The sequence below is a fragment of the Saliniferula longa genome (assembly GCF_050789285.1).
Taxonomy (GTDB): Bacteria; Pseudomonadota; Alphaproteobacteria; order Rhodobacterales; family Rhodobacteraceae; genus CAVPWP01.
The window spans coordinates 1-26,265 of record NZ_JBOUVX010000003.1 but is presented as its reverse complement, the minus strand read 5'-3'; the positions used below and the strand labels follow the sequence as shown (position 1 = coordinate 26,265).

Annotated in this window: 24 protein-coding genes; 18 read left to right on the top strand and 6 right to left on the bottom strand. The window is 69.0% G+C overall.

Features of this window, described 5'->3' with window-relative positions:
* Window positions 1-4: 4 nt before the first annotated feature.
* Window positions 5-466, bottom strand: coding sequence for a thioredoxin-dependent thiol peroxidase (bcp, locus tag ACRDNQ_RS13115; protein WP_431829147.1), 462 nt, complete (start codon window positions 464-466; stop codon window positions 5-7).
* 92 nt (window positions 467-558) lie between these two features.
* Between bcp and ACRDNQ_RS13110 the strand changes: the two genes are divergently transcribed.
* From ACRDNQ_RS13110 to lpdA, 12 genes are all read left to right on the top strand, one after another.
* Window positions 559-3,858 carry an AsmA-like C-terminal region-containing protein gene (locus ACRDNQ_RS13110; RefSeq protein WP_431829146.1) on the top strand — a complete coding sequence of 1,100 codons (3,300 nt, stop codon included), beginning with the start codon at window positions 559-561 and terminating at the stop codon, window positions 3,856-3,858.
* Between the two features lie 5 nt (window positions 3,859-3,863).
* Window positions 3,864-4,922, top strand: a complete 1,059-nt coding sequence (gene queA / locus ACRDNQ_RS13105) for a tRNA preQ1(34) S-adenosylmethionine ribosyltransferase-isomerase QueA (protein WP_431829145.1) — start codon at window positions 3,864-3,866, stop codon at window positions 4,920-4,922.
* An 84-nt stretch (window positions 4,923-5,006) separates the two neighbouring features.
* Complete coding sequence (locus ACRDNQ_RS13100) at window positions 5,007-6,308, top strand: MFS transporter (RefSeq protein ID WP_431829144.1); 1,302 nt, start codon at window positions 5,007-5,009, stop codon at window positions 6,306-6,308.
* Between the two features lie 66 nt (window positions 6,309-6,374).
* Window positions 6,375-6,956, top strand: a complete 582-nt coding sequence (locus ACRDNQ_RS13095; protein WP_431829143.1) for a DUF924 family protein — start codon at window positions 6,375-6,377, stop codon at window positions 6,954-6,956.
* Window positions 6,957-7,029: 73 nt separating this feature from the next.
* Window positions 7,030-8,082 carry an alanine racemase gene (gene alr / locus ACRDNQ_RS13090; RefSeq protein ID WP_431829142.1) on the top strand — a complete coding sequence of 351 codons (1,053 nt, stop codon included), beginning with the start codon at window positions 7,030-7,032 and terminating at the stop codon, window positions 8,080-8,082.
* Window positions 8,079-8,852 carry an MlaE family ABC transporter permease gene (locus ACRDNQ_RS13085; protein ID WP_431829141.1) on the top strand — a complete coding sequence of 258 codons (774 nt, stop codon included), beginning with the start codon at window positions 8,079-8,081 and terminating at the stop codon, window positions 8,850-8,852. Before alr ends, ACRDNQ_RS13085 begins: the two co-directional genes overlap by 4 nt.
* On the top strand, window positions 8,849-9,595 hold the full coding sequence (locus ACRDNQ_RS13080; protein ID WP_431829140.1) for an ABC transporter ATP-binding protein: 747 nt from the start codon (window positions 8,849-8,851) through the stop codon (window positions 9,593-9,595). Before ACRDNQ_RS13085 ends, ACRDNQ_RS13080 begins: the two co-directional genes overlap by 4 nt.
* Window positions 9,596-9,691: 96 nt before the next feature.
* Window positions 9,692-10,282, top strand: a complete 591-nt coding sequence (locus ACRDNQ_RS13075; RefSeq protein WP_431829139.1) for a hypothetical protein — start codon at window positions 9,692-9,694, stop codon at window positions 10,280-10,282.
* Window positions 10,246-10,692 (top strand): paraquat-inducible protein A, encoded by a 447-nt coding sequence (locus ACRDNQ_RS13070; protein ID WP_431829138.1) that lies wholly within the window; start codon window positions 10,246-10,248, stop codon window positions 10,690-10,692. The genes ACRDNQ_RS13075 and ACRDNQ_RS13070 overlap by 37 nt, the downstream gene beginning before the upstream one ends.
* A gap of 43 nt (window positions 10,693-10,735) precedes the next feature.
* Window positions 10,736-12,100 (top strand): DNA repair protein RadA, encoded by a 1,365-nt coding sequence (gene radA, locus ACRDNQ_RS13065; protein WP_431829137.1) that lies wholly within the window; start codon window positions 10,736-10,738, stop codon window positions 12,098-12,100.
* 18 nt (window positions 12,101-12,118) lie between these two features.
* The gene (locus tag ACRDNQ_RS13060; protein ID WP_431829136.1) at window positions 12,119-12,784 is read left to right on the top strand and encodes a CvpA family protein; all 666 of its coding nucleotides are present in this window, start codon (window positions 12,119-12,121) and stop codon (window positions 12,782-12,784) included.
* A 165-nt stretch (window positions 12,785-12,949) separates the two neighbouring features.
* The gene (lpdA, locus tag ACRDNQ_RS13055; RefSeq protein WP_431829135.1) at window positions 12,950-14,347 is read left to right on the top strand and encodes a dihydrolipoyl dehydrogenase; all 1,398 of its coding nucleotides are present in this window, start codon (window positions 12,950-12,952) and stop codon (window positions 14,345-14,347) included.
* A gap of 4 nt (window positions 14,348-14,351) precedes the next feature.
* On the opposite strand, the gene ACRDNQ_RS13050 is transcribed toward lpdA, so the two are convergent.
* Together ACRDNQ_RS13050 and ACRDNQ_RS13045 are read right to left on the bottom strand one after the other, a co-directional pair.
* A complete protein-coding gene (locus ACRDNQ_RS13050) occupies window positions 14,352-14,780 on the bottom strand; it encodes a hypothetical protein (protein ID WP_431829134.1) in 429 nt (142 codons plus the stop codon).
* The gene (locus tag ACRDNQ_RS13045) at window positions 14,777-15,157 is read right to left on the bottom strand and encodes a DUF6152 family protein (protein ID WP_431829133.1); all 381 of its coding nucleotides are present in this window, start codon (window positions 15,155-15,157) and stop codon (window positions 14,777-14,779) included. The genes ACRDNQ_RS13050 and ACRDNQ_RS13045 overlap by 4 nt, the downstream gene beginning before the upstream one ends.
* A 107-nt stretch (window positions 15,158-15,264) precedes the next feature.
* Here ACRDNQ_RS13045 and ACRDNQ_RS13040 point away from each other — a divergent pair, with 107 nt between their 5' ends.
* Both ACRDNQ_RS13040 and uvrA read left to right on the top strand, forming a co-directional pair.
* The gene (locus tag ACRDNQ_RS13040) at window positions 15,265-16,443 is read left to right on the top strand and encodes an MFS transporter (protein ID WP_431829132.1); all 1,179 of its coding nucleotides are present in this window, start codon (window positions 15,265-15,267) and stop codon (window positions 16,441-16,443) included.
* 89 nt (window positions 16,444-16,532) lie between these two features.
* Window positions 16,533-19,415: an excinuclease ABC subunit UvrA gene (gene uvrA, locus ACRDNQ_RS13035; protein WP_431829131.1), complete on the top strand. Its 2,883-nt coding sequence runs from the start codon at window positions 16,533-16,535 to the stop codon at window positions 19,413-19,415.
* 54 nt (window positions 19,416-19,469) lie between these two features.
* Here uvrA and ACRDNQ_RS13030 read toward each other — a convergent pair whose 3' ends face one another.
* Together ACRDNQ_RS13030 and xth are read right to left on the bottom strand one after the other, a co-directional pair.
* The gene (locus ACRDNQ_RS13030; RefSeq protein WP_431829130.1) at window positions 19,470-19,643 is read right to left on the bottom strand and encodes a hypothetical protein; all 174 of its coding nucleotides are present in this window, start codon (window positions 19,641-19,643) and stop codon (window positions 19,470-19,472) included.
* A gap of 245 nt (window positions 19,644-19,888) precedes the next feature.
* Window positions 19,889-20,668: an exodeoxyribonuclease III gene (gene xth / locus ACRDNQ_RS13025; protein ID WP_431829129.1), complete on the bottom strand. Its 780-nt coding sequence runs from the start codon at window positions 20,666-20,668 to the stop codon at window positions 19,889-19,891.
* A 156-nt stretch (window positions 20,669-20,824) separates the two neighbouring features.
* Here xth and ACRDNQ_RS13020 point away from each other — a divergent pair, with 156 nt between their 5' ends.
* Complete coding sequence (locus tag ACRDNQ_RS13020) at window positions 20,825-21,430, top strand: CDP-alcohol phosphatidyltransferase family protein (protein WP_431829788.1); 606 nt, start codon at window positions 20,825-20,827, stop codon at window positions 21,428-21,430.
* Window positions 21,431-21,434: 4 nt separating this feature from the next.
* Here ACRDNQ_RS13020 and ACRDNQ_RS13015 read toward each other — a convergent pair whose 3' ends face one another.
* The gene (locus ACRDNQ_RS13015) at window positions 21,435-21,767 is read right to left on the bottom strand and encodes a HesB/IscA family protein (RefSeq protein ID WP_431829128.1); all 333 of its coding nucleotides are present in this window, start codon (window positions 21,765-21,767) and stop codon (window positions 21,435-21,437) included.
* A gap of 142 nt (window positions 21,768-21,909) precedes the next feature.
* Between ACRDNQ_RS13015 and ACRDNQ_RS13010 the strand changes: the two genes are divergently transcribed.
* The 3 genes from ACRDNQ_RS13010 (at window position 21,910) to ACRDNQ_RS13000 (ending at window position 26,132) form a co-directional block, all read left to right on the top strand.
* Window positions 21,910-23,553 (top strand): alpha-glucosidase, encoded by a 1,644-nt coding sequence (locus tag ACRDNQ_RS13010; RefSeq protein ID WP_431829127.1) that lies wholly within the window; start codon window positions 21,910-21,912, stop codon window positions 23,551-23,553.
* 65 nt (window positions 23,554-23,618) lie between these two features.
* A complete protein-coding gene (locus ACRDNQ_RS13005) occupies window positions 23,619-24,890 on the top strand; it encodes an MFS transporter (RefSeq protein WP_431829126.1) in 1,272 nt (423 codons plus the stop codon).
* 99 nt (window positions 24,891-24,989) lie between these two features.
* Entirely contained in the window at window positions 24,990-26,132 is a 1,143-nt protein-coding gene (locus tag ACRDNQ_RS13000; RefSeq protein ID WP_431829125.1) for a deoxyguanosinetriphosphate triphosphohydrolase, read from the top strand.
* Window positions 26,133-26,265 lie beyond the last annotated feature (133 nt).

Here is a 26,265-nt window from a genome sequence, read left to right as displayed (position 1 = left end):
GCTCTCAGAGCGCCTTGACGGCCTCGAGCACCGCTTCGGCATGGCCGGGGACCTTCACCTTGCGCCAGGCGCGCGCAAGCGTGCCGTTCCCGTCGATCAGGAAGGTCGAGCGTTCGATGCCCATGTATTTCTTGCCGTACATGCTTTTCTCGGCCCAGACTCCGTAGCGTTCGCAGACGTCGCTGTCGGCGTCCGACAGAAGCGTCACGCCAAGGCCATGCTTGGCGCGGAACTTGTCATGGGCGGCGACACTGTCCTTCGACACGCCCAGGATCACCGCGCCGGCGGCCTCGAAGGCGGCCAGGTGCGTGGTGAAGTCGACCGCCTCCTTCGTGCAGCCCGAGGTGTCGTCCTTGGGATAGAAGTAAAGCACGACCTTCTTGCCGCGCAGATCGGACAGCGAAACCTCGCCGCCGCCGTCGCGGGGCAGGGTGAAGTCGGGGGCGGCGGAGCCGTCGGTGGCCATGGCGGTTCGTCCTCTTGTCGGTGGTCAGGATTGTTGTTTCGTTCTAGGGCAAATCGCGGGAAGATAAAGGCGCCCGCGACGCGAAAGACCGCATGACCGAAACACCGGCCGAAGTGCCGCAAGAGCGCCCCTCCGCAGCATCCGCCCCGCCTGTCGAGCGGCGGCGGGGGCGGCTTGGCGTCTGGGTCTTCGCCGCAAACCTGCTGATCTTCCTGTTTCTGGTCTATGGCGTCCTGTCGCTGACCGCGCGGCCGATTCCCTTGCCCGGCCGCGTGGCCGACGCGGTGGCCCTGCGCCTTGGCGCGGGCATCGCGCCCGGATCGGTCGAGATCGGCCGGGTCGAACTGCTGGTCGGTCGCGACGGCCTGCCAAGCGTGCTTCTGCGCGACCTGACCCTGCGCGACGGCGGCGGGGCCGAGGTGGCGCGGCTCAACGACCTGCGGGCGCGCCTGTCGCCGGCCGCGCTGGTCGCGGGACGGACCCTGCCGGCGGGCATCAGCCTGTCGGGCGCGCAGATCACCGTGCGCCGGGCGGTCGACGGCCGCTTCGCGCTGTCCTTTGGCGGCTCGGGCGGCGGGCAGAATCCGGCCGGGTCGGTGGGCGACGTTCTGGCCGCGATCGAGACCGGGCTGGCCGCCGGCCCCCTTGCCGGGATCGAGACGGTCGAGGCGCGCGACCTGACGATCACGCTCGAGGATGCGCGGACCGGGCGGATCTGGCAGGCCTCGAACGCCGCGATCGAGCTGCGCCGCGGCGATGGCGAGATCACGGTGACGGTGATTTCCGAGCTCTTCAACGGGACCGAGGATCTGGCCGATGTGCAACTGTCGTTCCGCGCCGAGCCCGGCGGCGGCGCCAGCATCGGCGCGCAGATCGAGGGCATGCCGGCTGGCGACATCGCGCTTCAGTCCCCCGCGCTGAGCTTTCTGCACCTGGTCGCGGCCCCGATCGACGGATCGCTGCGCGCGACCTTCGACGAGGACGGCCGCCTGGGTCAGTTCGCCGCCGCGCTCGAGATCGGGGCCGGGGCGATCCAGCCGGCCGACAACGCCGCCTTCGCGCTGTCGGGCGGGCGCGCCTATCTCACCTACGACCCCGTCGCACGCCGCATCAACTTCGGCGAGATCAGCCTCGCCTCCGAAGACCTGACGCTTGCCGGCGAGGGCTACGCCTACCTGCGCGACCTGCAGGACGGCTGGCCGCGGCGGCTTGTGGGGCAGCTTCGGCTGGACCGGGCCGAGATCCGGCGTGGCGACCTGCTGGAAGAGCCCGTGCGCTTCGACGGCGGCGCCGCCGACGTCAACCTGCGCCTTGATCCCTTCGAGGTCGAGATCGGGCAGGTCGTGCTGACCCGCGGCACCGGACCCGGGCGGCGGGACCTGCGCGCCCGTGGCCGGATCGCGGTCGCGCCCGAGGGCTGGCACGTCGCGCTTGACGCCTCGGCCGACCGGCTGACCCCTGACGAAGTGCTGGCGCTCTGGCCGCTGGGGGCGATCCCGAACACGCGGCGCTGGATCGTCGAGAACGTGCAGGGCGGCGAGGCCACCGGCATCGTCGGCGCGCTTCGGATTGAGCCCGGCGCACCGCCGCGCGCTTCGGTCAGCTACGATTTTCGCGGTGCCGAGGTGCGGTTCCTGCGGTTCTTTCCGCCGATCACCGGCGGGCAGGGACGGGCGGTCTTCGCCGACCGCAGCTATACGATGGTGCTGAACGAGGGCCGCGTGACCGCGCCCGGCGGCGACAGCATCGCGCTTGGCGGGTCGGTGTTCCGGATCGGCGATGTCACGCGCAAGCCCGATCGCGCCGAGATCGACCTTCGCACCGAAGGTCCGGTTCGCGCCGCACTTGAACTTCTGAACAACAAGCCCTTTGAAATCCTTGACAAGTCCGGGTTCGATCCATCGGTCATCGACGCCCGCGGCGTGGCGCTGTCGCGCATTTCCTTCGACCTCGTGAAGAACGTCCCCAAGGAAAGCGTCGACTTCGAGACGACCGGAACGCTGTCCGGCGTCACCCTCGCCGGCCTGAAGGGGGCGCCCTCGCCGATTGCGGCCGACAGCCTTGCGCTTTCGGTCACCCGCGACCGGCTCGAGGTGTCGGGCGCGCTGACGGTCGCGGGGGTGCCGGTCACCGGGCGGTGGACCCAGCCGCTGAAGAAAGAGGCCGCGGGCCGCAGCCGGGTCGAGGCGACGCTGCCGGTGTCGGCCGAAAGCCTGGCCGCGCTGAACATCCGTATCGACGGGCTGACGCTGTCGGGCGCGGCCGAGGGGCAGGTGTCGCTGGCGCTGGCGCGCGGCGCGCCGCCCGAATTCACGCTTTCCTCGACGCTGTCGGGCGCGGCCATGGGCCTGCCCGGGGTGGGCTGGTCGAAGGCGGCCGCGACAGCCGGCACGCTCGAGATCGCGGGCGTGCTGGGCCCGGCCCCGCGCATCGACCGGCTCAGCCTCGAGGCGCCGGGCCTACAGGCCGAGGGCAGCGTGCGGCTGGCCGAAGGCGGAGCCTTCGCCGGCGCCGACTTCTCGCGCGTGCGTCTGGGCGGCTGGCTTGACGCGCCGGTCGCGATCCGGCCCCGCGGCACGGGGTCCGAGATCGCCGTGCTGGGCGGGCGCATCGACCTGCGGGCCCGGCCCCAGACGCAGGGCGCCGCCCCGCGCCGCGCATCGCTGTCGCTGGCGCTTCAGGAACTGGTGCTTTCGGACGCGATCAGCCTGCGGCCCTTCAACGCCCTCTTGCCCGCGGCCGGCGCGGGGCGCTTCGACGCCCGGGTGAACGGCCGCGCCGAGATCTCCGGCGATCTGGTGCCGCAGGAGGGGGGCCTTGCGATCCGTGCGCGGTCCGACGACGGCGGCGCGGTGCTGAGCGATGCGCGCATCCTGCCCGGGGCCGCCGGGGGGCGGCTGTCCCTGACCCTGGTTCCCGACGGCGCGAACGGCGCGCAGCGGGGGCAGCTTTCGCTGACCGACACCGTCCTGCGCGACGTGCCCACGGCGGCCAAGCTTCTCGATTCGATCAGCGTCGTCGGCCTGATCGAGGACCTCGAGACCCAGGGCATCCATTTCGACACCCTCGACGCGCGCTTCCGCATCGGAAACGGCCTTCTCAGGATCGACGAGGCCGCGGCGGTCGGCGGGTCGCTTGGCATCTCGCTGGACGGGCTTTATGACCTGCGCGGCAAACGTATGGACCTGCAGGGCGTCGTGTCACCGATTTACGTCATCAACGGTATCGGATCGCTGTTCACGCGCCGCGGCGAAGGCGTCTTCGGCGTGAGCTTCCGCATGGCCGGTCCCGCCGCCGCGCCGACGATCACGGTCAATCCCCTGTCCATCCTCGCTCCCGGGATGCTGCGCGACGTCTTCCGCCGCCCGCCCGAAGTCTCGTCAACGCAGTAGCGCCCATGAAGCTTTCCGATTTCGACTTCGACCTTCCCGAAGGTCTGATCGCCACGCGCCCGGCGCAGCCGCGCTCGTCCGCGCGGCTTCTGCATGCCGAAGGCGGCACGATCGCGGACCGCCACGTCTTCGACCTGCCGCAGATCCTGCGGCCCGGCGACCACCTGGTTCTGAACGACACCAAGGTGATCCCGGCACGGCTTTTCGGCACGCGCCGCCGCGCCGGCCCCGAGGGGCCGGCCGAGGCGCGGATCGAGGCCACGCTGATGGAGCCCACCCCCGAAGGCCACTGGCGCGCGCTGATCCGGCCGCTGCGCAAGCTGCGCGAGGGCGAAGAGGTGCGGTTTTCCGACGCGCTGTCGGCCACGCTGGTGGCGCGCGAGGACGGGGCAGGGGTGCTGGCCTTCAACCTGCGGGGCGAGGATTTCGACGCGGCCCTGGCCGAAGCGGGCGCGATGCCCCTGCCGCCCTACATCGCCGGCAAGCGCCCCGCGGACGAGCGTGACAAGACCGACTACCAGACGGTCTGGGCGCGCCGCGCGGGCGCGGTGGCCGCGCCCACGGCCTCGCTTCATTTCGACCAGCCGCTTCTGGCCGCGCTGGCTGCGCGCGGGGTCGGCATGACCCATGTCACGCTGCACGTGGGCGCGGGCACCTTCCTGCCGGTCAAGGTCGACGACGTGACCCAGCACCGGATGCACGCCGAATGGGGCCAGATCACGCCCGAGGCCGCGGCGGCGATCAACGCCGCGAAGGCCGCCGGCGGGCGCATCCTTCCCGTGGGCACGACCGCGCTGCGGCTGATCGAAAGCGCCGTGCGCGCGGACGGCACGCTCGCGCCGTGGGAAGGGCCCACGGACATCTTCATCACGCCGGGGTTCCGGTTCCGCATCGCCGACGGGCTGATGACGAACTTCCACCTGCCGAAGTCGACGCTGATGATGCTGGTCTCGGCGCTGATGGGGGTCGCGCGCATCCGCGGGATCTATGCCCACGCCATCGCCGCGCAGTATCGCTTCTTTTCCTACGGCGATTCCTCGCTTCTGATCCCCGACGCCGGTTAAGCGCCGCCGCAGGTCGTGTTTTGACGCGAGGGGTCGCGTCGGGGCAGGATAGGACCGACAGGCCAGACGACGGAGGCGAACGCCGTGCTACAAGTGCTATTCAGCGTCTGGGCCCTTCTGCTTGGAATGCTGCTTCTCATGCTGGGCAACGGCATGCAGGCGACGCTGATCGGCATCCGCGGCGGGATCGAGGGGTTCACGACGCTCGAACTGTCGATCGTGATGTCGGGCTATTTCGCGGGCTTCCTTCTGGGCTCGCGGCTGACGCCCACGATGATCCGGCGGGTGGGGCATGTGCGCGTCTTCGCGGCGCTCGCGTCGATGGTCTCGGCGATCCTGATCCTTTACCCCTCGATTACCGCGCCCTGGGCCTGGGTGATCCTGCGCGTGGCCTTCGGGTTCTGCTTCTCGGGCGTCTACGTCACCGCCGAAAGCTGGCTCAACAACTCGGTCGCGAACGAGAATCGCGGCAAGGCGCTGTCGCTTTACCTCATCGTCCAGATGGGCGGGATGGTCATGGCGCAGGGCTTGCTGCTGTTCGGCGACGCCTCGGGCTTCATCGTCTTCGTGATCCCCTCGGTGCTGGTGTCGCTGTCGTTCCTGCCGATTCTTCTGTCGATCAACCCGACCCCGTCGTTCCAGACGGCGAAACCGCTGAGCCTTGTGGCGCTTTACCGAATCTCGCCGCTGGGCTGCGTGGGGGTGCTGATCCTGGGTGGGGTCTACGGCGCGCTTTACGGGATGCCGGCGGTCTATGGCAGCGCCGCGGGCATGACGCTGACGCAGATCCCGGTCTTCGTCGCCGCGATCATGACCGGCGCGCTGGTCTTTCAATACCCTCTGGGGTGGCTGTCCGACCGGATGGACCGTCGCCGGCTGATCATGGCGGTGTCGATCCTGGGCGGCCTCTCGGCCATGGCCGGGGTCGCCCTTGGCAGCTTCTTCCCCGCGCTTCTTGCGGTGGCCTTCCTTGTGGGCGGGCTGTCGAACCCGCTTTACGGGCTGCTGATCGCCTATACCAACGATTTCCTGGAAGGCGACGACATGGCGGCGGCGTCCGGCGGGCTCATCTTCCTCAACGGCGTGGGCGCCATCGCCGGGCCCATCGTCACCGGCTGGGCGCTGGGGCAGGTGGGGCCTTCGGGCTTCTGGCTGTTCATCGGCGCGCTCATGCTGGCTTCGGGCGGCTATGCCGGCTGGCGGATGCTGCGCCGCCCCGTGGTGCCCACCCCGGACGAGACCTCGCGCTTCGCCCCGATCGGGCCGACGGCCACGCCCGTTGCGCTGGAAGTCGCGCAGGAACTCTACGCCGAGGCGCAGGAAGCCCTTGGCGAAACCGCAACGGAAAAGGATACAGACGCAGCCCGCCAAGATGGCGCGGCTTGATTCGGTTTGAAAGTTTTGCAACGCTTCCCCACATCGGGGGGAATGCGAGAGGTGCAGGAGCAGTGCATGGCAAACCCTGATGACATTCTGACCTATTGGCTGGACAAGGTCGGACCCGAGGGATGGTACAAGGGCGGAGACGCGCTCGATGCCGAGATCCGGGAAACCTTCCTGTCCGACTGGACCCGGGCGCGCGATGGCGCCCTGTCGCTCTGGCTGACCTATCCCAACGGAACGCTGGCCTACATCATCCTGACCGACCAGTTTCCGCGCAACATGTTCCGCGACCGGCCCGAGGCCTTCGCGCTGGACAAGGCGGCCCGCTCGGCGGCCAAGACCGCGATCGACAAGGGCTGGGACCTGCGGATCGACGAACCGGCCCGGCAGTTCTTCTACCTGCCGTTGATGCATTCCGAATGCCTGGCCGATCAGGACCGCTGCGTGCGCCTGATGATGACGCGCCTGCCGCAGTCGGGGGCCAGCAGCCTTCTTCACGCCAAGGCGCACCGCGAGGTGATCCGCCGGTTCGGCCGCTTCCCCTACCGCAACGCGGCCCTGTCGCGCGATACCCAGCCGGCCGAGGCGGCCTTTCTCAGCGATGGCGGCTATGGCGCGACGGTGCGCGCGCTTCAGGACGCGGCGGCCTGACAGCAGTCGGAACGTGCGGGCGCGCGTGGCCAAGAGGTCTTGACCTCGCCCGCGCGCCTGTCAGAACGACGCCATGGCAACCGGCACCCTAACCATCGATCTTGACGCGCTGGCGCGGAACTGGCGCGCGCTCGACAGCGCCTCGGGCGCGCAGACCGAAACCGGCGCGGTCGTGAAGGCCGACGCCTATGGCCTGGGGGCCGGGCGCGTGGCCCGCCGCCTGGCGCAGGAAGGCGTGCGGCGCTTCTTCGTCGCCGTGGCCGAAGAAGGGGCCACGCTGCGGCAGGCGCTGGGGCCGGGGCCCGAGATCCTTGTCCTGGGCGGGCACATGCGCGGCGACACCGACATGATCGCCGACCTCGACCTTGTGCCGATGCTCAACTCGATCGACCAGCTCACCCGCCATTTCGAGGCGCTGCCGGGCCATGCCTTCGGCGTCCAGCTTGACACCGGCATGAACCGGCTGGGCCTAGAGCCCGCAGAATGGGCCGCCGTGCGCGAGATCGCGCTGCCGCGGGCCCCGCGCCTGGTGATGAGCCATCTTGCCTGCGCGGACGACCCCGAGCATCCGATGAACGCCGCGCAGCTTGCGCTGTTTCGCGACCTGACCGACGGCATCGACGCGCCCCGGTCGCTGTCGGCCACGGGGGGCATCCTGCTGGGCGACGCCTATCACTTCGACCTGACGCGCCCCGGCGTGGGCCTTTACGGCGGCGAGCCCTTCCTTGAGGCCGATCCCGTCGCCTGGCTGAGCGTGCCGGTGATCCAGATCCGCGAGGTTCAGGAGGGCGAGACGGTCGGCTACGGCAATGGCTGGACGGCGCCGCGCGACGTGAAACTTGCCACGATCGCAGCGGGTTACGCCGATGGCCTCATCCGGGCGGCTAGCCGCGGCGGGGCACTGGCCTTCAGCCGGGGCCAGGCCTGCCCGATCGTCGGGCGCATCTCGATGGACCTCATCACCGTCGAGGTCGGCGGACTGGACCACGAGCCTGACAGCCTTGACCTGCTCTGCGCCGAACAGACCGTCGACGACCTTGCCGCCGCGGCGGGCACCATCGGCTACGAGGTGCTGACCGCGCTCGGCCAGCGCTATCACCGCCGCTACCGCGAGACCGGCGCGTGAACGTCCTTGCCGCCATCGGCCGGTCGGTGATCGCGCTTCTGGCCAGCATTGGCCGGGTCAGCCTGTTTGCCGGCGTCGCCGCCAGCCACATGCTGCGCCCGCCGTTCTACCTGAAGGAATTCGGGCAGGCACTTCTATTCATTGGCTATTTCAGCCTTCCGGTCGTCGGGCTGACGGCGCTGTTCACAGGCGGCGCACTGGCGCTTCAGATCTATGCCGGGGGCGCGCGCTTCAACGCCGAGACGGTGGTGCCCTCGATCGTGGCGATCGGCATCGTGCGCGAGCTTGGGCCGGTTCTGGGCGGGCTGATGGTGGCGGGGCGTGTCGCGGCGTCGATCGCGGCCGAGCTTGGCACGATGAAGGTGACCGAGCAGATCGACGCGCTGGTGACGCTGTCGACCAACCCGATGAAATACCTGGCCGTGCCGCGCATCATCGCCGCGGCGCTGGTCCTGCCGGTGCTGGTCTTCATCGGAGACGCCATCGGGATCATGGGCGGATACCTGGTGGGGGTCTACCGCCTTGGCTTCAACCCCGCCGCCTACATGAATAATACCATTGACTTTCTTGAAGCCTGGGACGTGATCTCGGGGTTGATCAAGGCCAGCGTCTTCGGGGTCATCGTGGCTGTGATGGGCTGCTATCACGGCATGAATTCGGGCCGCGGCGCTCAGGGCGTGGGCCGGGCCACCACGAACGCTGTGGTGTCGGCGTCCGTCCTGATCCTGGCGGCGAACTTCGTCCTGACAGAGGTCTTCTTCACCGAATGATCGAGCTTCGGGATCTCAGAAAATCCTTTGGCCCCAACCAGGTGCTGAGCGGCGTGAACCTTTCGGTCGACAGCGGCGAAAGCATGGTCGTCATCGGCGGATCGGGCACGGGGAAGTCCGTCCTGCTGAAGTGCATCCTGGGACTGGTCCGGCCGGATGCCGGCGACATCCTCATCGATGGCCGCAACGTCAAGGACGAGGACCGCGATGCCTTCCTCGCCCGCTTTGGAATGCTGTTTCAGGGCGGCGCGCTGTTCGACAGCCTGAGCGTCTGGCAGAACGTGGCCTTCCGTCTGCTGCGCGGTTCGCTCAAGCGACCCAGGGCCGAGGCGCGCGAGATTGCGATCGACAAGCTGCGGCGCGTGGGCCTGAAATCCTCGGTCGCCGATCTCTTTCCGGCCGAGCTGTCGGGGGGCATGCAGAAGCGCGTGGGTCTGGCCCGCGCCATCGCGGCCGAACCCGAGATCATCTTCTTCGACGAACCGACGACCGGTCTTGACCCGATCATGGCCGGTGTCATCAACGACCTGATCCGCGAGATCGTGGTCGAGATGGGCGTGACCGCGATCACCATCACCCATGACATGAGCTCGGTCCGCGCCATCGCCGACCGGGTGGCGATGCTGCACGCGGGCGTCATCCAGTGGCAGGGGCCGGTCGCGGAAATGGACGCGGCAGCAGACCCTTATCTGCAGCAGTTCATTCACGGTCGGGCCGAGGGGCCGATCGAGGCCGTGCGCTAAGCCGTCGCCCGCGCCGGCGTTAACCCGCCGTTAGGGATGATCTGGTCTTCTGCCCCCGTCCGGCGCGACCCTGCGCCCCAATCGGATGGCCTGACCATGAGCACCGCGCTTGTCTGGATCTCGCTGCGCTTCGTCATCGCGGGGCTGCCGCTTCTGCTGGCGATCTTCGCGGCCGAGCGCGCCTTTGCCTCGGTTTCGGCGGGCACCGGGCGGGCGGCCCCGATCTGGATGGCTTATGCGGGCTTCGCCGCGGTCTCGGGCGTCAGCCTTCTGCCCTGGGCGATGCACCTCGAGGCGGTGAACGGCGCGGGGTTCGCTCTGTGCCTGATCTCGATGGCGCTTTGGCCGATCCTTGGCCGGGTCCTGCGGCGCGGTGGGGGCGGCTACCGGGACGCGGAAGCGGCCGAGGTCGTCTTTCGCCACCGCAGGCCCGCCGGCGCGGTGATGTGGCCAGCCCCGCTCCGGTCCGCGCCGCCTGTCGCCCCCAGTGAGGCGCGGCAGGATCCCGGCCTGGGCGCGCGGCGGCCGGTGGCGCAGGGCGCGGAGGGGGCGGTGTCGCCCGAGGCGTTCGACCTTGCCTTCCTGCGCCGTGCGCCGGCGATCGCCCCGCCGGCAATTGCAATGCCCGGACGGCGATGGCACGAGGGGGCATGCGCGCCCTCGTCGCGGCCAATCTTGGCCTTCTGATCCTGTTCCCCATCGCCTGGTCGGCGCCGCTGGTGCGGGCGGGCCTTCTGCCGCTGTTCGGCCTGTCCGAGATCACGGTGCTGTCGGGCATCGCGTCGCTCTGGGACAGCGACCGCGCGCTTGCGGTTCTGGTGGCGCTGTTCGCGCTTGTGGCCCCCTACGCCAAGACGCTGGCGCTTCTGGCGGTGCAACTTGGGCGCGCGCCCGCGCGCTGGCTTTCGCCGCTGCGCTGGCTCGGGCGGCTGGCGATGGCGGATGTCTTCCTGATCGCACTTTACATCGTGATCGCGAAGGGTGTGGGCGTCGGGCGGGTCGAACCCGCCTGGGGCCTTTATCTCTTCACCGTCGCGGTGCTTGCCTCGCTGGCCGTGGCGCACCTGACCGAGCGCCGCCTCGCGGTGCGGCCCTGATCGCGCTTGCCGCGACCGCCGCGGCAGGCCATTTAGGGCGCTGATGGGCAAACAGCAAAGATACAGCTGCACCGCCTGCGGCGCCACGCACAGCAAGTGGTCGGGCCGCTGCGAGGCCTGCGGCGCCTGGAACGCGATCGTCGAAGAGGCGCCGCTGTCCGCCGGACCTGCGTCGAAGGGGCTGGGCGGCGCGCGGGGCGCGCGCGTGGCGCTGAGCGACCTTGCCTCGGCCGAGGCGCCGCCGCCGCGCACCGTCTCGGGCCTGGCCGAGTTCGACCGCGTGCTGGGCGGTGGGCTTGTCGACGGCTCGGCCATCCTCGTGGGCGGCGACCCCGGCATCGGCAAGTCCACGCTGCTTCTGCAGGCGGCGGCGAAGCTGGCGCAGGCGGGCCTGCCCACCGTCTATGTCTCGGGCGAAGAGGCGGCGGCGCAGATCCGCATGCGCGCCCGGCGTCTTGGCCTTGGCGCGGCGCCGGTGCGGCTGGCGGCCGAAACGAACCTGCGCGACATCCTGACGACGCTGGATGCCGAACGCCCGCGGCTGGCGATCATCGATTCGATCCAGACCATGTGGCTGGACACCGTCGAAAGCGCGCCGGGGTCGGTGGCGCAGGTGCGCGCGGCGGCGCACGAGCTGACCACCTTCGCCAAGCGGCGCGGCATCAGCGTGATCATGGTGGGCCACGTCACCAAGGACGGGCAGATCGCCGGCCCCCGCGTGGTCGAGCACATGGTCGACACCGTGCTTTACTTCGAGGGCGAGCGCGGCCACCAGTTCCGCATCCTGCGCGCGGTCAAGAACCGCTTCGGCCCGGCCGACGAGATCGGCGTCTTCGAGATGACGGGCGACGGCCTGACCGAGGTCGCGAACCCCTCGGCGCTGTTCCTGTCGGGACGCGAGACGCCGACGCCGGGCTCGGTCGTCTTCGCCGGGATCGAGGGCACGCGCCCTGTCCTGTGCGAGATCCAGGCCCTTGTCGCCCCCACGCCACACGCCCAGCCGCGCCGATCGGCGGTGGGCCTCGACGGTGGGCGGCTGGCGATGATCCTGGCCGTGCTCGAGGCGCGCTGCGGCGTGCCCTTCACGGGCCTCGATGTCTATCTCAACGTCGCGGGCGGGCTGCGCGTCACCGAACCCGCGGCCGATCTGGCTGTGGCCGCAGCGCTACTTTCGGCGCGCGAAGATACGGAACTGCCTCTTGATACTGTCGTTTTCGGCGAAATCAGCCTATCAGGGGCGGTGCGCCCGGTCGGACAGACGGAAACCCGGCTGAAGGAAGCGCGCAAGCTTGGCTTCGCGCGCGCCATTCTTCCGGAGGGAAGCAAGACGGGTGCCTCGGACGGCGAACCGGTGCAGGCGATACCGGACCTTCCGACGCTGGCAGGGGACATATTCGGCGCGGGCTGACGCGCCGGGGAGTGGATGATGGAAGGTTTCACGCTCGTCGACGGCATCGTGGCCGTTCTGATTGTCGTGTCGGCCGTGCTGGCCTATTCGCGCGGATTCGTGCGCGAGATCCTCGCGATCGGCGGCTGGATCGCCGCGGCGGTCGTCGCCTTCCTGTTCGCGCCCTCGGCCGAGCCGCTGATGCGCGAAATCCCCGTGGTGGGCGAGTTTCTGGGCGACAGCTGCGAATTGTCGATGATCGCTGCCTTCGCCACGGTCTTTGCGGTGGCGCTGATCGTGGTGTCGATCTTCACGCCGCTGTTTTCCAGCGCCGTCCAGCGCTCGGCGCTGAGCGGGATCGACCAGGGGCTTGGGTTCCTTTTCGGCGTGGTGCGCGGCGCGCTTCTGGTCGTCGTGGCGCTTGTCGTCTATGACCGCCTGCTCGTCACCGATCCGATCCCGGTCATCGACGACAGCCGCACCGCCAAGATCTTTGCCCAGGTTTCGGCCTCGGTGAACGAGCAGATCCCCGACGAGGCGCCGGGCTGGCTTGTGCAGCGCTACGAGGATCTGGTCGGCGCCTGCGACCGGCCCGCCACCGCACCCGCGCCCGAAGTGGCCCCATCGCCCGCCGCGCCCGAGACGGCCCCCGAGACGGCCCCCGAATCGACCCCCGGCACCGACGCGGCGCCCGCCGGCAACTGACGCCCGGATCGGCGCGGGTCGAAAGGCCCGCCGCCGAAGCCCCAGCCATGCGCCCCGCTCAACGCGGGAATTCGCAAGACCGGGTGACACGGACGGGTCGTCTGTGGCACATGGTTTGTCGTCAGGAACATCGACACGAAACCAAAGCGGGAGGAGAAGCGCGGGATGGCCGGCAAGCAATTCGACGTCGTCGTGATCGGGGCGGGCCCCGGGGGATACGTGGCCGCGATCCGCGCCAGCCAACTGGGCCTGAAGGTCGCCATCGTCGAGCGCGAGCATATGGGCGGCATCTGCCTGAACTGGGGCTGCATTCCCACGAAGGCGATGCTGCGGTCGTCCGAGGTCTTCCACCTGATGCACCGCGCCAAGGACTTCGGGCTGAACGCCGAGGGCATCGGCTATGACCTTGACGCCGTTGTCAAGCGCAGCCGCGCGGTGGCCAAGCAGCTCAACTCGGGCGTGGGCCACCTGATGAAGAAGAACAAGGTCGAGGTCGTGATGGGCGCGGCCACGATCCCGGCGAAGGGCCGCGTGCAGGTCAAGACCGACAAGGGCACCGAAGAGCTGACGGCCGCGAACATCATCCTGGCGACCGGCGCGCGCGCGCGCGAGCTTCCGGGGCTCGAGGCCGACGGCGATCTGGTCTGGACCTACAAGCATGCGCTGACGCCGCCGCGGATGCCGAAGAAGCTTCTTGTCATCGGCTCGGGCGCGATCGGCATCGAATTCGCAAGCTTTTACAACACGCTCGGCGCCGACACGACGGTGGTCGAGGTGATGGACCGCATCCTGCCCGTGGAGGACGCCGAGATCAGCGCCTTCGCCAGGAAAAGCTTCGTCAAGCAGGGCATGAAGATCCTCGAGAAGGCCACGGTGAAGAAGCTCGACCGCGGCAAGGGCACGGTCACGGCCCATATCGAGACCGGCGGCAAGACCGAGACGCACGAGTTCGACACGGTGATCTCGGCCGTCGGCATCGTCGGCAACGTCGAGGGGCTGGGGCTCGAGGCGCTTGGGGTCAGGATCGACCGCACGCATGTCGTCGTGGACGAGTTCTGCCGCACCGGGGTCGAGGGGCTGTACGCCATCGGCGACATCGCCGGCGCGCCCTGGCTGGCGCACAAGGCCAGCCACGAAGGGGTCATGGTGGCCGAACTCATCGCCGGCAAGAACCATGTCCACCCCGTGCGCCCCGAGGCCATCGCCGGCTGCACCTATTGCCACCCGCAGGTGGCCAGCGTCGGCTATACCGAGGCGAAGGCGAAGGAGAAGGGCCACGAGATCAAGGTCGGCCGCTTCCCCTTCATCGGCAACGGCAAGGCCATCGCGCTTGGTGATCCCGAGGGGATGGTCAAGACGATCTTCGACGCAAAGACGGGCGAGCTTCTGGGCGCGCACATGATCGGGGCCGAAGTGACCGAGATGATCCAGGGCTACGTCGTGGGCCGCACGCTCGAGACGACCGAGGAAGACCTGATGAACACCGTCTTCCCGCATCCCACGATCTCGGAGGCGATGCACGAAGCGGTGCTCGACGCCTACGGGCGGGCGATCCACATCTGACCGCTCAGGAATAGGCGATCATCCGACCGGCCAGAAGGACGCCGGGCCAGAGCACGAGCGAGGCGATCGCGGCGCGGCGCAGGCCGCGCCCGCTGGCGCGCAGGTGCAGGGCCGCGTTCACAATCGCCGCGCCAAGAAGCGCCATCTTCGCCTGGAACCAGCCGTTCGCGATGTAGTCGCCGGCCTGCGTGACGAACAGAAGCGCGCCGCAGGCCAGCGTCAGCACGAATCCCGCGACCGCGAAGGGCCGCAGAAGCGCCTGCGCCGACGCGGCGCGCCCGCGCAGGATCGCCACGTCCATCGGGATCACCGCGCCCACCAGAAGCGCGATCCCCAACACATGGCCCGCGTTCACCAGCGGATAGGTCCAGCGCGACGCCTTGAGGTGCTGGGCAAGGCCCGTGGCTTCCAGCGCGGCCAGGACCTCGATCACGAGCGGTCGGGGTAAAGGTCGTAAAGCCGGCCCGCGATGATCACCCGTTCGGCCTTCATCACCAGCCGCGCGGCATCGGCGGCGCGATGGCCGCGCAGGATCACCTCGGTCCCGGGGGCAAGCATCGCGTCGGTCAGGCCGGCGGCCTCGTTCCGCCAGGGCTGCCCGACCTCGGCTGTCCAGACCTCGTCGCCGGCCTGCACGGTCAGAAGACCGTGCGGGTTGCCAAGCTCGGCGGCGGTGATGATGCCCGACAGCTCGAACTCGCCGGTGTCGGTCCAGCGCCAGCCATGGTGGGCCAGCGCCAGACGGGGCAGGGCGGTGAGGGCGAGGGTCGCAAGACCGGCGGCAAGAAGGCGGCGTCGTTGAAGGCTCATCTGTGTTTCCTTGTGCGTCGGCCCGCAGTATAGGGCGCCGGACCGAGGGGTCACGCACAAGGCCGTGAGGCATGGACGAAGGCGGGGTGGACGGCTAGAGCGGAAGGATGGAACGCGCGTCCGACACCCCCCGCACCGGCTGGCTGCTGGTCTTTCTGCTGTATGCGGCGGGTCTTGGGGCGGCGGCGCAATACGGCAAGGTCAGCGTGGTCTTCGATCGCCTGCCCGAGCTATGGCCCGGGGCGGGTCCCACGCTTGGGTTCGCGCTGTCGCTGGTGGGCTTCGTCGGCATCCTTCTGGGGGTGACGGCGGGGATCGTCGTGGCGAAGGTGCGCTATCGCCGGGCGATGATCTGGGCGCTGTGGGCGGGGGCGGCGATCTCGGCCTTCCAGGCGACGCTGCCGCCGCTGCCGCTGTTTCTTGCCAGCCGGGTGCTCGAGGGGATGTCGCATCTGGCGCTTGTCGTCGCCGCGCCGACGCTGATCGCGCAACTGTCCGCGCCCGAGGACCGGGGCGTCTCGCTGACGCTGTGGGGCACGTTCTTCGGGGTGGCCTTCACCATCCTCGTCTGGGCGGGCATCCCCTTCGCCGACCGTATGGGCCTGCCGGGCCTGTTTCTGGCGCATGCCGCCTACATGGCCGTCTGCGCGGTGATCCTGACGCTGGTCCTGCCCCGGGTGCAGGCCGCCGAGGCGCAGGGCGATCTGTCGGTGGCCGGCATCCTGCGCAGGCACGGGGCGATCTATCGTTCGGCCCGGATCAGCGCGCCGGCGGTGGCCTGGCTGTCCTATACCTTTACCTACGTAAGCCTTCTGACGCTGCTGCCGCCCTTCATCGCGCCCGAGTGGCGGGTGCTGATCGTGGGGGGCATGCCGCTGGTCAGCATCGCATCCTCGCTGACGCTGGGGGTGGCGCTCTTGCGGCGGATGCCGGCGGTCCGGGTGATCGTGACGGGCTTCGCCGGGGCCGGGGTCGCGGCCCTGGCGCTGGCCTTTATGCCGGGCAATCCGGCGCTGTGCCTTCTGCTGGCGGCGGCCCTTGGCCTGGTGCAGGGCGCGGGCTTCGCCGCGGTGCCCGAGCTCAACCAGCCGCTTCCCGACCGCGCGGCGGCCAACGGCGCGCTGGCGCAGACCGGCAACATCGGCAACACGCTGGGTCCGCCGCTGCTGCTTGCGGTGGCAACGCTTGGCGGCTATGCGGCGATGATGCTGGTGGCGGCGGCGATCCTGGCGGCCGGCATCCTGGGCCAGCACTGGCTGGCGCGGCGGCGGGCGGCGGGATTCTAGGCGCGTTCCCGCTTCGTTCTCATTTTTCGGTTGGAGTTTTCGCGACGCGCGCCTAAGTGTTACCAATCCGTTTCCAGGGTGGTCCCCCGATGCCCGAATTGAAGAAGATCGAGGTTCGCGGCGCGCGCGAACACAACCTCAAGAACATCGACGTCGACATTCCGCGCGACGAGCTTGTGGTGATCACCGGGCTTTCGGGCTCGGGCAAGTCGAGCCTTGCCTTCGACACGATCTATGCCGAGGGCCAGCGGCGCTATGTCGAAAGCCTGTCGGCCTATGCCCGGCAGTTCCTCGACATGATGGAAAAGCCCGACGTCGACCATATCAGCGGCCTGTCGCCGGCGATCTCGATCGAGCAGAAGACGACCTCGAAGAACCCGCGCTCGACCGTGGGGACGGTGACGGAAATCTACGACTACATGCGGCTTCTCTTCGCCCGCGTCGGCACCCCCTACAGCCCAGCGACCGGCCTGCCGATCGAGGCGCAGCAGGTGCAGGACATGGTCGACCGCGTGATGGCGATGGAAGAGGGCACGCGCGCCTATCTTCTGGCGCCCATCGTGCGCGACCGGAAGGGCGAATACCGCAAGGAATTCCTTGAGCTGCGCAAGCAGGGCTTCCAGCGGGTGAAGGTGAACGGCGAGTTCCACGAACTCGACACGCCGCCCACGCTTGACAAGAAGTTCCGCCACGACATCGACGTCGTCGTGGACCGCATCGTGGTCAAGCCGGGGCTCGAGACGCGGCTGGCGGATTCGTTCCGCACGGCGCTCGACCTCGCCTCGGGGATCGCCATCCTCGAAACCGCGCCCACGGACGCCGAGCCCGAACGCATCACGTTCTCGGAGAACTTCGCCTGCCCGGAGTCGGGCTTCACCATCCCCGAGATCGAGCCGCGCCTGTTCAGCTTCAACGCGCCCTTCGGCGCCTGCCCCGATTGCGACGGCTTGGGGGTCGAATTGTTCTTCGACGACCGCCTTGTCGTGCCCGACCAGAACCTGAAGATCGCCGACGGCGCCATCGCGCCCTGGCGCAAGGGCAAGTCGCCCTACTTCCTTCAGACGATCGAGGCGATGGCCAAGCACTATGGCTTCAACAAGAACGCGCGCTGGAAGGACCTGCCCGAAGCCGTGCGCCAGGTCTTCCTCTATGGCTCGGGCGAGGAAGAGATTCCCTTCCGCTTCGACGAGGGCGGGCGCGTCTATCAGGTCACGCGCCCCTTCGAGGGCGTGATCCCGAACATGGAACGCCGCTATCGCGAGACCGATTCAAGCTGGATCCGCGAGGAATTCGAGCGCTACCAGAACAACCGCCCCTGCGGCACCTGCCACGGCTATCGCCTGCGCCCCGAAGCGCTTGCGGTCAGGATCGGCCCCGCCACGGGCGGGCCGGACACGCTGTTGCATGTGGGCCAGGTCGTGCAGATGTCGATCCGCGAGGCGCACGACTGGTGCCGCACGGTGCCCGAGCATCTGACCGCCCAGAAGAACGAGATCGCCCGCGCGATCCTGAAGGAAATCCGCGAACGGCTGGGATTCCTCGTGAACGTCGGCCTCGACTACCTGACGCTCAGCCGCAATGCGGGCACGCTGTCGGGCGGCGAAAGCCAGCGTATCCGGCTGGCCAGCCAGATCGGATCGGGGCTGACCGGCGTGCTGTATGTCCTTGACGAGCCGTCGATCGGGTTGCACCAGCGCGACAACGGGCGGCTTTTGCAGACGCTGAAGAACCTGCGCGACCAGGGCAACACGGTGATCGTGGTCGAGCATGACGAGGAAGCGATCCGCGAGGCCGATTACGTCTTCGACATCGGTCCCGGCGCGGGTGTGCATGGCGGCCGGGTGGTGTCCCATGGCACGCCCTCCCAGATCGCGGCCGATCCGGCCTCGATCACCGGTCAGTATCTGAACGGCACGCGCAAGATCGCGGTTCCGGCCGACCGGCGGGCGGGCAACGGCAAGACGCTGACGGTGGTGGGCGCGACGGGCAACAACCTCAAGAACGTGACGGCCGAGTATCCGCTGGGCCGTTTCGTCTGCGTCACCGGCGTGTCGGGCGGGGGCAAGTCGACGCTGACGATCGAGACGCTATACAAGAACGCGGCGATGCGGCTGAACGGCGCGCGTGAGACGCCCGCGCCCTGCGAGACGATCAAGGGGTTCGAACACCTCGACAAGGTGATCGACATCGACCAGCGCCCGATCGGGCGCACGCCCCGGTCGAACCCCGCAACCTATACCGGCGCCTTCACGCCGATCCGCGACTGGTTCACCGGCCTGCCCGAATCCAAGGCGCGCGGCTACAAGGCCGGGCGGTTCAGCTTCAACGTGAAGGGCGGCCGCTGCGAGGCCTGCCAGGGCGACGGCGTCATCAAGATCGAGATGCACTTCCTGCCGGACGTCTATGTCACCTGCGAAACCTGCAAGGGCGCGCGCTATAACCGCGAGACGCTGGAAATCAAGTTCAAGGGCAAGTCGATCGCAGACGTGCTCGACATGACGGTCGAAGACGCGCAGGTCTTCTTCAAGGCGGTGCCCGCGATCCGCGAGAAGATGGACGCGCTGGTGCAGGTCGGGCTGGGCTACATCAAGGTGGGCCAGCAGGCCACGACCCTGTCGGGCGGCGAGGCGCAGCGCGTGAAGCTGGCCAAGGAGTTGTCGAAGCGCGCGACCGGGCGGACGCTCTATATCCTCGACGAGCCCACGACGGGGCTGCACTTCGAGGATGTGCGCAAGCTTCTCGAGGTGCTGCACGAACTGGTCGAGCAGGGCAACACGGTCGTGGTGATCGAACACAACCTCGACGTCATCAAGACCGCCGACTGGATCATCGACATCGGGCCCGAGGGCGGCGACGGCGGGGGCGAGATCGTGGCCGTGGGCACGCCCGAGGACGTGGCGCGCGTCGAGCGCAGCCACACCGGGCGCTATCTGGCGCAGATGCTGGGGATCGCCAAGGTGGCGGCCGAATAGGCCGCGCCGCCGGGAGTTCCGGCGTGAACGGTCAGGGCTGTGAAAGGGGCGGCGTCAGCGCCGCTTAAGCCTGCGGCGTGCGGGCTGCGCGGCATTCTGCCAGTCAAGATGTTCGAGCATGCGCTTCTGGCGCAGCGAAGACTGCATCTCGGCGGTCATGCCAAGCCAGCGGTGCGACAGGTAGGCCATGAAGCCAAGGCTGATCAGAATCATCACGGTCGTCAGCATTCGTCATCACCCCCTGTGGTTTCAGCAGCGTTTCCGACCCATGCAGACTGAGCCATAGGGAAACAACCTGTCAAATTCCTGCCATAAAGAAGTTGAACGCAACATGAATGCGTGACCATTTTCAATGCTTTGTGAAGCATTGTTCATGAATTCGGGCCAATGGGCGCGAATCATGGCGATCTTCTGACAGCTTTGTCATCAAACCGGCAACCGTCCCCGGCCAGAACGTCGTCCCGGACCCGTCGTCAGGCGTCGAGATCGACCCAGACCGGGACGTGGTCCGAGGGCTTGTCCTGTCCGCGCATCTCGCGCTCGATCCAGCAGTCGCGCAGCAGGTCGGCGGCCTGCGGGGTCAGCAGGACATGGTCGATGCGGATGCCGTCGTTCCGGTTCCAGGCCCCGGCCTGGTAGTCCCAGAACGAATAGTGCCCCGGCGCGCGGGTGCGGGCGCGGAAGGCCTCGGTGAAGCCGAGGTTCAGGACGCGCCGGAAGGCCGCGCGGCTGTCGGGCAGGGCCAGGGCATCGGTGCGCCAGGCGTCGGGGCGGGCGGCGTCCTCGTCCTGGGGGATGACGTTGTAGTCGCCGGCCATGACGGCGGGTTCTTCGGCCTTCAGAAGTGCGCGGGCGCGGGTCTGAAGGCGGTCCATCCAGGCCAGCTTGTAGTCGTATTTCGGGCCCGGCGCCGGGTTTCCGTTGGGCAGGTACAGCCCGCAGACGCGCACCGCGCGCGAGCCCATCACCGTGGCCTCGATCCAGCGCGCCTGTTCGTCGCCGTCGTCGCCGGGCAGGCCGCGCGTCACATCCTCAAGCGGCAGCTTCGACAGGATCGCGACGCCGTTGAACGATTTCTGGCCATGGGTTTCCACGCGGTATCCCATGTCCTCGAAGATCTCGCGCGGGAAGCCGTCGTCCTGGGACTTGATCTCTTGCAGAAGGGCCACGTCGGGCGACTGGTCCTGAAGCCAGCCGGTCAGCTGCTCGATCCGGGCCTTGATGCCGTTGATGTTGAACGTGGCGATCTTCACGCGCTTTCCCCCTTGGCCGGCCCCAGCTTTACGGGCGGGGGCGCGGGGACACAAGCCGGACGCGCTCCGCACACGGTCCCGTCATCGGGCGTTTCAGGCCGTTGCGGGATGGCCGGCCCTGCGGCATGACCAAGGCGAACGAGGCAAGAGGTGGACATGCTCGACCGGGTGATGCGCCGGGTGATCGACCCGCCCCTGAACCGGATGGGGCGCGCGTTGGCGCGCCGGGGCGTCGGCGCCGACAGCGTGACGCTGGCGGGACTGGTGCTGGGGCTGGGCGCGGCGGTCCTGATCGCGGGCGGGGCGACGCTGCTTGCGCTGGTGCCGCTTCTGCTGGGGCGTCTGGCCGACGGTCTGGACGGCGCCGTGGCGCGGGCCAGCCGGATGACCGACGTCGGCGGCTATCTCGACATCACCGCCGACTTCCTGTTCTACGGCGCCGTGCCGCTGGCCTTCGTGATCCTCGATCCCGCCGCGAACGGCGTGGCCGGGGCGTTCCTGCTGTTCAGCTTCTACGTCAACGGCGCAAGCTTCCTGGGCTACGCGATCCTCGCCGAAAAACGGAACATGACGACGCAGGCGCGCGGGGCGAAGTCGCTTTACTTCACCGGCGGCCTTCTCGAGGGGACCGAGACCATCGCCTTTTTCGTGGTGCTTTGCCTCTGGCCGCAGTGGTTCGGGCCCCTCGCGTGGATCTTCGGCGTGCTCTGCCTTGTCACGGCGGCCTCGCGCGTGCTGCTGGCGCGCAAGGTCTTCGGCTGAACGGTCAGATCGAGAAGGACGTGCCGCAGCCGCAGGACGAGGTGGCGTTGGGATTGTCGATCACGAAGCGCGCGCCGATCAGTTCTTCCGAGAAGTCGATGACCGCGTTGGCAAGAAACGGCAGCGAGACGCTGTCCACCACCACCCTTTGCCCGTCGCCTTCGAGGATCAGGTCGTCGTCGGCGGGGTCATCGAGCTTGATCTCGTACTGAAAGCCCGAACAGCCGCCGCCTTCGACCGCGACGCGCAGCGCCTTGGCATCGCCCGAGGCGGCGTTGATCTCGGCCAGGCGCGCGAAGGCGCGGGGCGTGACTTTCGGGGGCAGGGTGAGGTCCATACCGGCGGGCTCCTGTCGTCTAGTCTCAAGATAGGAAGGCGCGGGGCAGGGGGCAAGCGGGGCTTTGAGCGCGCCCCTGATCGCGCTAACACCGCGTGGACGGGCCGACCGCCGACTCGGCCCCGCGCGAAAGGAAGGCCCGATGGCGACGACCGGCCCCAGGTGGTGGCAAGAGGCCACCGGATACCAGATCTATCCCCGCAGCTTCATGGATTCGAACGGGGATGGCGTGGGCGACATCCCCGGCATCATCTCGCGTCTCGATCACCTGCGCGACCTTGGCATCGGTTTCGTCTGGCTGTCGCCGGTCTATGCCTCGCCCATGGCCGACAACGGCTATGACATCGCCGACTACCAGGCCATCGCGCCCGAATTCGGCACGCTGGCCGATTTCGACCGCCTGGTGGCCGAGGCGCGGGCGCGCGGCATCGGGATCGTGATGGACCTCGTGGTCAACCACACCTCGTCCGCGCACCGCTGGTTCCGCACCGCCTGCGCCGATCCGGCCGCGCCCGAACACGCCTTCTACATCTGGCGCGACCCCGGCCCGGACGGCGGGCCGCCCGACGACCAGCGCGCCTGTTTCGGCGGCCCGGCCTGGACCTTCGTCCCCGGGGTGGGCAAGTACTACTTCCACTTCTTCAGCGCCCATCAGCCCGACCTCGACTGGCGCAATCCGGCCCTCCGGGCCGAGGTGTACCGGATGATGAACTGGTGGTTCGACCGGGGCATCGCGGGCTTCCGCATGGACGTCATCAGCCTGATCGGCAAGGACGTCGACGCGCGCATCTACGAGGAAGGTCCCAGGCTTCACCCATACCTGCAAGAGATGCACCGCGAGACGCTTTCGGGGCGCGATGTCGTCACGGTGGGCGAAAGCTGGTCGGTCTCGACCGGCACGGCGCGGCTTTACTGCGGGCGGGACCGGGGTGAACTCGACATGGTGTTCCAGTTCGCCCATGTCATGGCGGGCTGGGATCCGGTCCACGGCAAGTGGAAACCCCGGCCCTTCGACCTTGTCACCCTCAAGCGGGTGATGACCGACTGGCAGGCCGCCCTGGCCGAGGACGGCTGGAATTCGCTGTTCCTGTCGAACCACGACCTGCCCCGGCAGGTGTCGAAATACGGCTGCGACGGCGCACACCGCGTGCGGTCCGCCAAGGCGCTGGCCACGGTCCTGCACCTGATGAAGGGCACGCCCTTCGTCTATCAGGGCGAAGAGATCGGCATGACCAACGCCCGCTTCACCCGGCTCGACCAGTTCCGCGATGTCGAGACGCTGGGGCAGTACGCCGATCAGGCGGCGGCCGGCGTTGACGAGGCGACCTTCATCGCCGGCGCGAACGCCAACGGGCGCGACAACGCGCGCACGCCGATGCAGTGGACGGCCGGGCCGCAGGCCGGCTTCACAACCGGCACGCCCTGGATCGAGGTGAACCCGAACCACGCCACGATCAACGTCGCGGCCGACCGCGCCGACCCAGATGGCGTCTTCGCCCACTACCGCGGGCTGATCGCGGCGCGAAAGGCCCATCGGGTGATCGTCCACGGCCGCTATACGCCCTTCGCCGAGGATCACCCGCAGGTCATGGCCTATGCCCGGACGCTTGGCGCCACGCGGCTTTCGGTGATCGCGAACCTCTCGGGGCAGGACGCACAGGTCGACGTGCCCGAGGGGCTTGCGATCTCGGGGCGTTGCCTCGTCGCCAACTGCGCGCCGCGGGCCGAGGCGCGCGGCCCCCTGGTCCTTGCCCCGTGGGAGGCCGTCGCGATCCTGTCGGACTGACGGGCCCCTTGCGCCGGGTCGCGCGGCGGTTCAGACCGGTGCGGCAAAGCCGGAGCCCGCACCCGATGAGCACGCCCGTTCCCGCGCCGAAGACCGCCCGTGTCTGGCGCCAGCTCCCCGCGGGCATCTGGGCGCTTGGCCTCGTGTCGCTTCTGATGGACGTCTCGTCCGAGATGATCCACGCACTGCTGCCGGTCTACCTTGTGGCGGGACTGGGCGCCTCGGTCCTGGCGGTCGGGCTGATCGAAGGCATCGCCGAGGCAACGGCGTCGATCACCAAGGTCTTTTCAGGCGTGCTGAGCGACCGGATCGGACGCCGAAAGGGGCTGGCGGTGGCGGGCTACGGCCTTGCGGCGGTCACGAAGCCGGTCTTCGCGCTGGCCGGATCGCTCGGCTGGGTCGTCGGCGCCCGGGTCGTGGACCGGATCGGAAAGGGCATCCGGGGCGCGCCGCGCGACGCGCTGGTCGCGGACCTCAGCCCGCCCGGCCTGCGCGGCGCAAGTTTCGGACTGCGCCAGTCGCTCGACACGGCGGGGGCGTTTCTGGGCCCGCTTCTGGCGATCGCGCTGATGTGGGCCTTCGCGGGCGATTTCATCGCGGTCTTCTGGGTCGCGGTGATCCCGGCGGCGCTGGCGGTGGGCCTGTTGCTGGTCGCGGTGCGCGAACCCGACCGCCCGGCCGATCTGCGCCGCGTCGCCAATCCGCTGGCGCGGCGGGAACTTGCGCTTCTGCCGGCGGCCTACTGGCTCACGGTGGTGCTGGCCTTCCTCTTCACGCTGGCGCGCTTCAGCGAGGCCTTCCTGATCCTGCGCGCCGACAGCCTTGGCCTGACCGCCGCACTGGTGCCGGCGATCCTTGTGGTGATGAACCTTGCCTACGCGCTGTCGGCCTATCCCGCGGGCGCGCTGTCGGATCGCGCCGACCGGACCTCGGTGCTGATCGTGGGGCTGGCCGTGCTGATCGCGGCCGATCTCGTGCTGGCCTTCGCCCCGGGCCTTGCGGCGGTGTTCGCGGGCGTGGCGCTCTGGGGGCTGCACATGGGCCTGACGCAGGGCATTCTCGCCACGCTCGTCGCCGACGCCGCGCCGGCCGAACTGCGCGGCACGGCCTTTGGCCTGTTCAACCTTGTCACCGGTGTGGCGCTGCTTCTGGCCAGCACCATCGCCGGCGCGCTCTGGGACGGGATCGGTCCCGAGGCGACCTTCCTCGCGGGGGCCGGTCTGGCGGCCGCGACCGCGCTGGGTCTGCTGGCCCGCGGCCTTTGGCGGCGCGGACCCGGCGGCCCCGGCGGCCCCGGCGGCAGGGCAAGGGCCGGTCGCGGCAAGAGCGGCGGTTGAAGGCGCTTTCCCCCCTGCGGTCCGCGGGGAATCCCCCTATAGAAGATCCCGGGACAGGACTTCGGACGGCATTTGAAACGGACAGGGGGAAGTCAGGCCATGCGCGCGCCCTATGCATCGGACCCCGCGACAAGCCGCGGGCGGCTTTACCCCGAAGAGGAAAGCACGTTCCGCACCTGCTTTCAGCGCGACCGCGACCGGATCATCCATTCCTCGGCCTTTAGGCGCCTGAAGCACAAGACGCAGGTCTTCATCGAACACGAGGGCGACTATTTCCGCACCCGGCTGACCCACTCGATCGAGGTGGCGCAGGTCGCCCGCACCATCGCCGGGGCGCTAGGCCTCGACACCGAACTGACCGAGGCCGTGGCGCTGGCCCACGACCTTGGCCATACGCCCTTTGGCCACACGGGCGAGGATGCGCTGGAACGGCTCATGGCGCCCTATGGCGGCTTTGACCACAACGCGCAGGCGATCCGCATCGTCACCTCGCTCGAACGGCACTACGCCGAGTTCGACGGGCTGAACCTGACCTGGGAAACGCTCGAGGGGCTGGCCAAGCACAACGGCCCCGTCACCGGGGCGCTGCCCTACGCGTTGGCCGACTACAACGCGCGCCACGACCTCGAGCTTGCGACCTACGCCAGCGCCGAGGCGCAGGTGGCCGCGATCTCGGACGACGTGGCCTACAACCACCACGACCTGCACGACGGACTCAGGGCCGAGCTTTTCTCGACCGACGAACTGGCCGAATTGCCGATCCTGCGCGACTGCTTCGCCGAGGTCGACCGCCGCTATCCCGGCCTGAACTACTACCGCCGCCGGCACGAGGCGCTGCGGCGCTTCTTCGGGGTGCTGGTCGAGGACGTGATCGCCGTGGCGCGCACCCGCCTGGCCGAGATCGACCCGCAAAGTGCCACCGACGTGCGCCACGCGGGCCGTGCGGTGATCCGCTTCTCGCAACCGCTCTTCGACGATCTGAAGGTGACGCGCGCCTTCCTCTTCGACCGCATGTACCGCGCCCCCAGCGTCGTTGCCATGCGGGCCGAGGTGACGGCGGTCATCGACGCGCTCTTTCCCTTCCTCATGGCCCATCCCGATCGTCTTCCGAAGCAATGGCGCAAGGACGTCGAGGACGCGGCCGACGAAACCGCGCTTGCCCGGATCGTGGCGGACTACATCGCCGGGATGACCGACCGCTTCGCGCTTCAGTGCCACGACCGCTGGATCGGCGGCGCCTGATGGGCCCGCCTCCGGCGCTTCTTCTCTTGGCAAATACTCCGGGGGTGGGGGGGGAGGGACCCCACTTCCCCGTTGACGGCGAGGGGGGGTATGCTGAACCCCGGGGCCGCAAAAGGGGTGTTTCTTAACCTCT

What these genes read in the sequence shown, in the direction of transcription:
- ACRDNQ_RS13010 (WP_431829127.1), top strand. Translation starts at nt 21,910, where the DNA reads ATGGCGACGACCGGCCCCAGGTGGTGGCAAGAGGCCACCGGATACCAG.
- radA (WP_431829137.1), top strand. Translation starts at nt 10,736, where the DNA reads ATGGGCAAACAGCAAAGATACAGCTGCACCGCCTGCGGCGCCACGCAC.
- uvrA (WP_431829131.1), top strand. Translation starts at nt 16,533, where the DNA reads ATGCCCGAATTGAAGAAGATCGAGGTTCGCGGCGCGCGCGAACACAAC.
- ACRDNQ_RS13060 (WP_431829136.1), top strand. Translation starts at nt 12,119, where the DNA reads ATGGAAGGTTTCACGCTCGTCGACGGCATCGTGGCCGTTCTGATTGTC.
- ACRDNQ_RS13110 (WP_431829146.1), top strand. Translation starts at nt 559, where the DNA reads ATGACCGAAACACCGGCCGAAGTGCCGCAAGAGCGCCCCTCCGCAGCA.
- ACRDNQ_RS13075 (WP_431829139.1), top strand. Translation starts at nt 9,692, where the DNA reads ATGAGCACCGCGCTTGTCTGGATCTCGCTGCGCTTCGTCATCGCGGGG.
- lpdA (WP_431829135.1), top strand. Translation starts at nt 12,950, where the DNA reads ATGGCCGGCAAGCAATTCGACGTCGTCGTGATCGGGGCGGGCCCCGGG.
- ACRDNQ_RS13095 (WP_431829143.1), top strand. Translation starts at nt 6,375, where the DNA reads ATGGCAAACCCTGATGACATTCTGACCTATTGGCTGGACAAGGTCGGA.
- ACRDNQ_RS13015 (WP_431829128.1), bottom strand. Translation starts at nt 21,767, where the DNA reads ATGGACCTCACCCTGCCCCCGAAAGTCACGCCCCGCGCCTTCGCGCGC.
- ACRDNQ_RS13030 (WP_431829130.1), bottom strand. Translation starts at nt 19,643, where the DNA reads ATGCTGACGACCGTGATGATTCTGATCAGCCTTGGCTTCATGGCCTAC.
- alr (WP_431829142.1), top strand. Translation starts at nt 7,030, where the DNA reads ATGGCAACCGGCACCCTAACCATCGATCTTGACGCGCTGGCGCGGAAC.
- ACRDNQ_RS13020 (WP_431829788.1), top strand. Translation starts at nt 20,825, where the DNA reads ATGCTCGACCGGGTGATGCGCCGGGTGATCGACCCGCCCCTGAACCGG.
- ACRDNQ_RS13005 (WP_431829126.1), top strand. Translation starts at nt 23,619, where the DNA reads ATGAGCACGCCCGTTCCCGCGCCGAAGACCGCCCGTGTCTGGCGCCAG.
- ACRDNQ_RS13070 (WP_431829138.1), top strand. Translation starts at nt 10,246, where the DNA reads ATGCGCGCCCTCGTCGCGGCCAATCTTGGCCTTCTGATCCTGTTCCCC.
- ACRDNQ_RS13000 (WP_431829125.1), top strand. Translation starts at nt 24,990, where the DNA reads ATGCGCGCGCCCTATGCATCGGACCCCGCGACAAGCCGCGGGCGGCTT.
- bcp (WP_431829147.1), bottom strand. Translation starts at nt 466, where the DNA reads ATGGCCACCGACGGCTCCGCCGCCCCCGACTTCACCCTGCCCCGCGAC.
- ACRDNQ_RS13045 (WP_431829133.1), bottom strand. Translation starts at nt 15,157, where the DNA reads ATGAGCCTTCAACGACGCCGCCTTCTTGCCGCCGGTCTTGCGACCCTC.
- ACRDNQ_RS13080 (WP_431829140.1), top strand. Translation starts at nt 8,849, where the DNA reads ATGATCGAGCTTCGGGATCTCAGAAAATCCTTTGGCCCCAACCAGGTG.
- queA (WP_431829145.1), top strand. Translation starts at nt 3,864, where the DNA reads ATGAAGCTTTCCGATTTCGACTTCGACCTTCCCGAAGGTCTGATCGCC.
- ACRDNQ_RS13040 (WP_431829132.1), top strand. Translation starts at nt 15,265, where the DNA reads ATGGAACGCGCGTCCGACACCCCCCGCACCGGCTGGCTGCTGGTCTTT.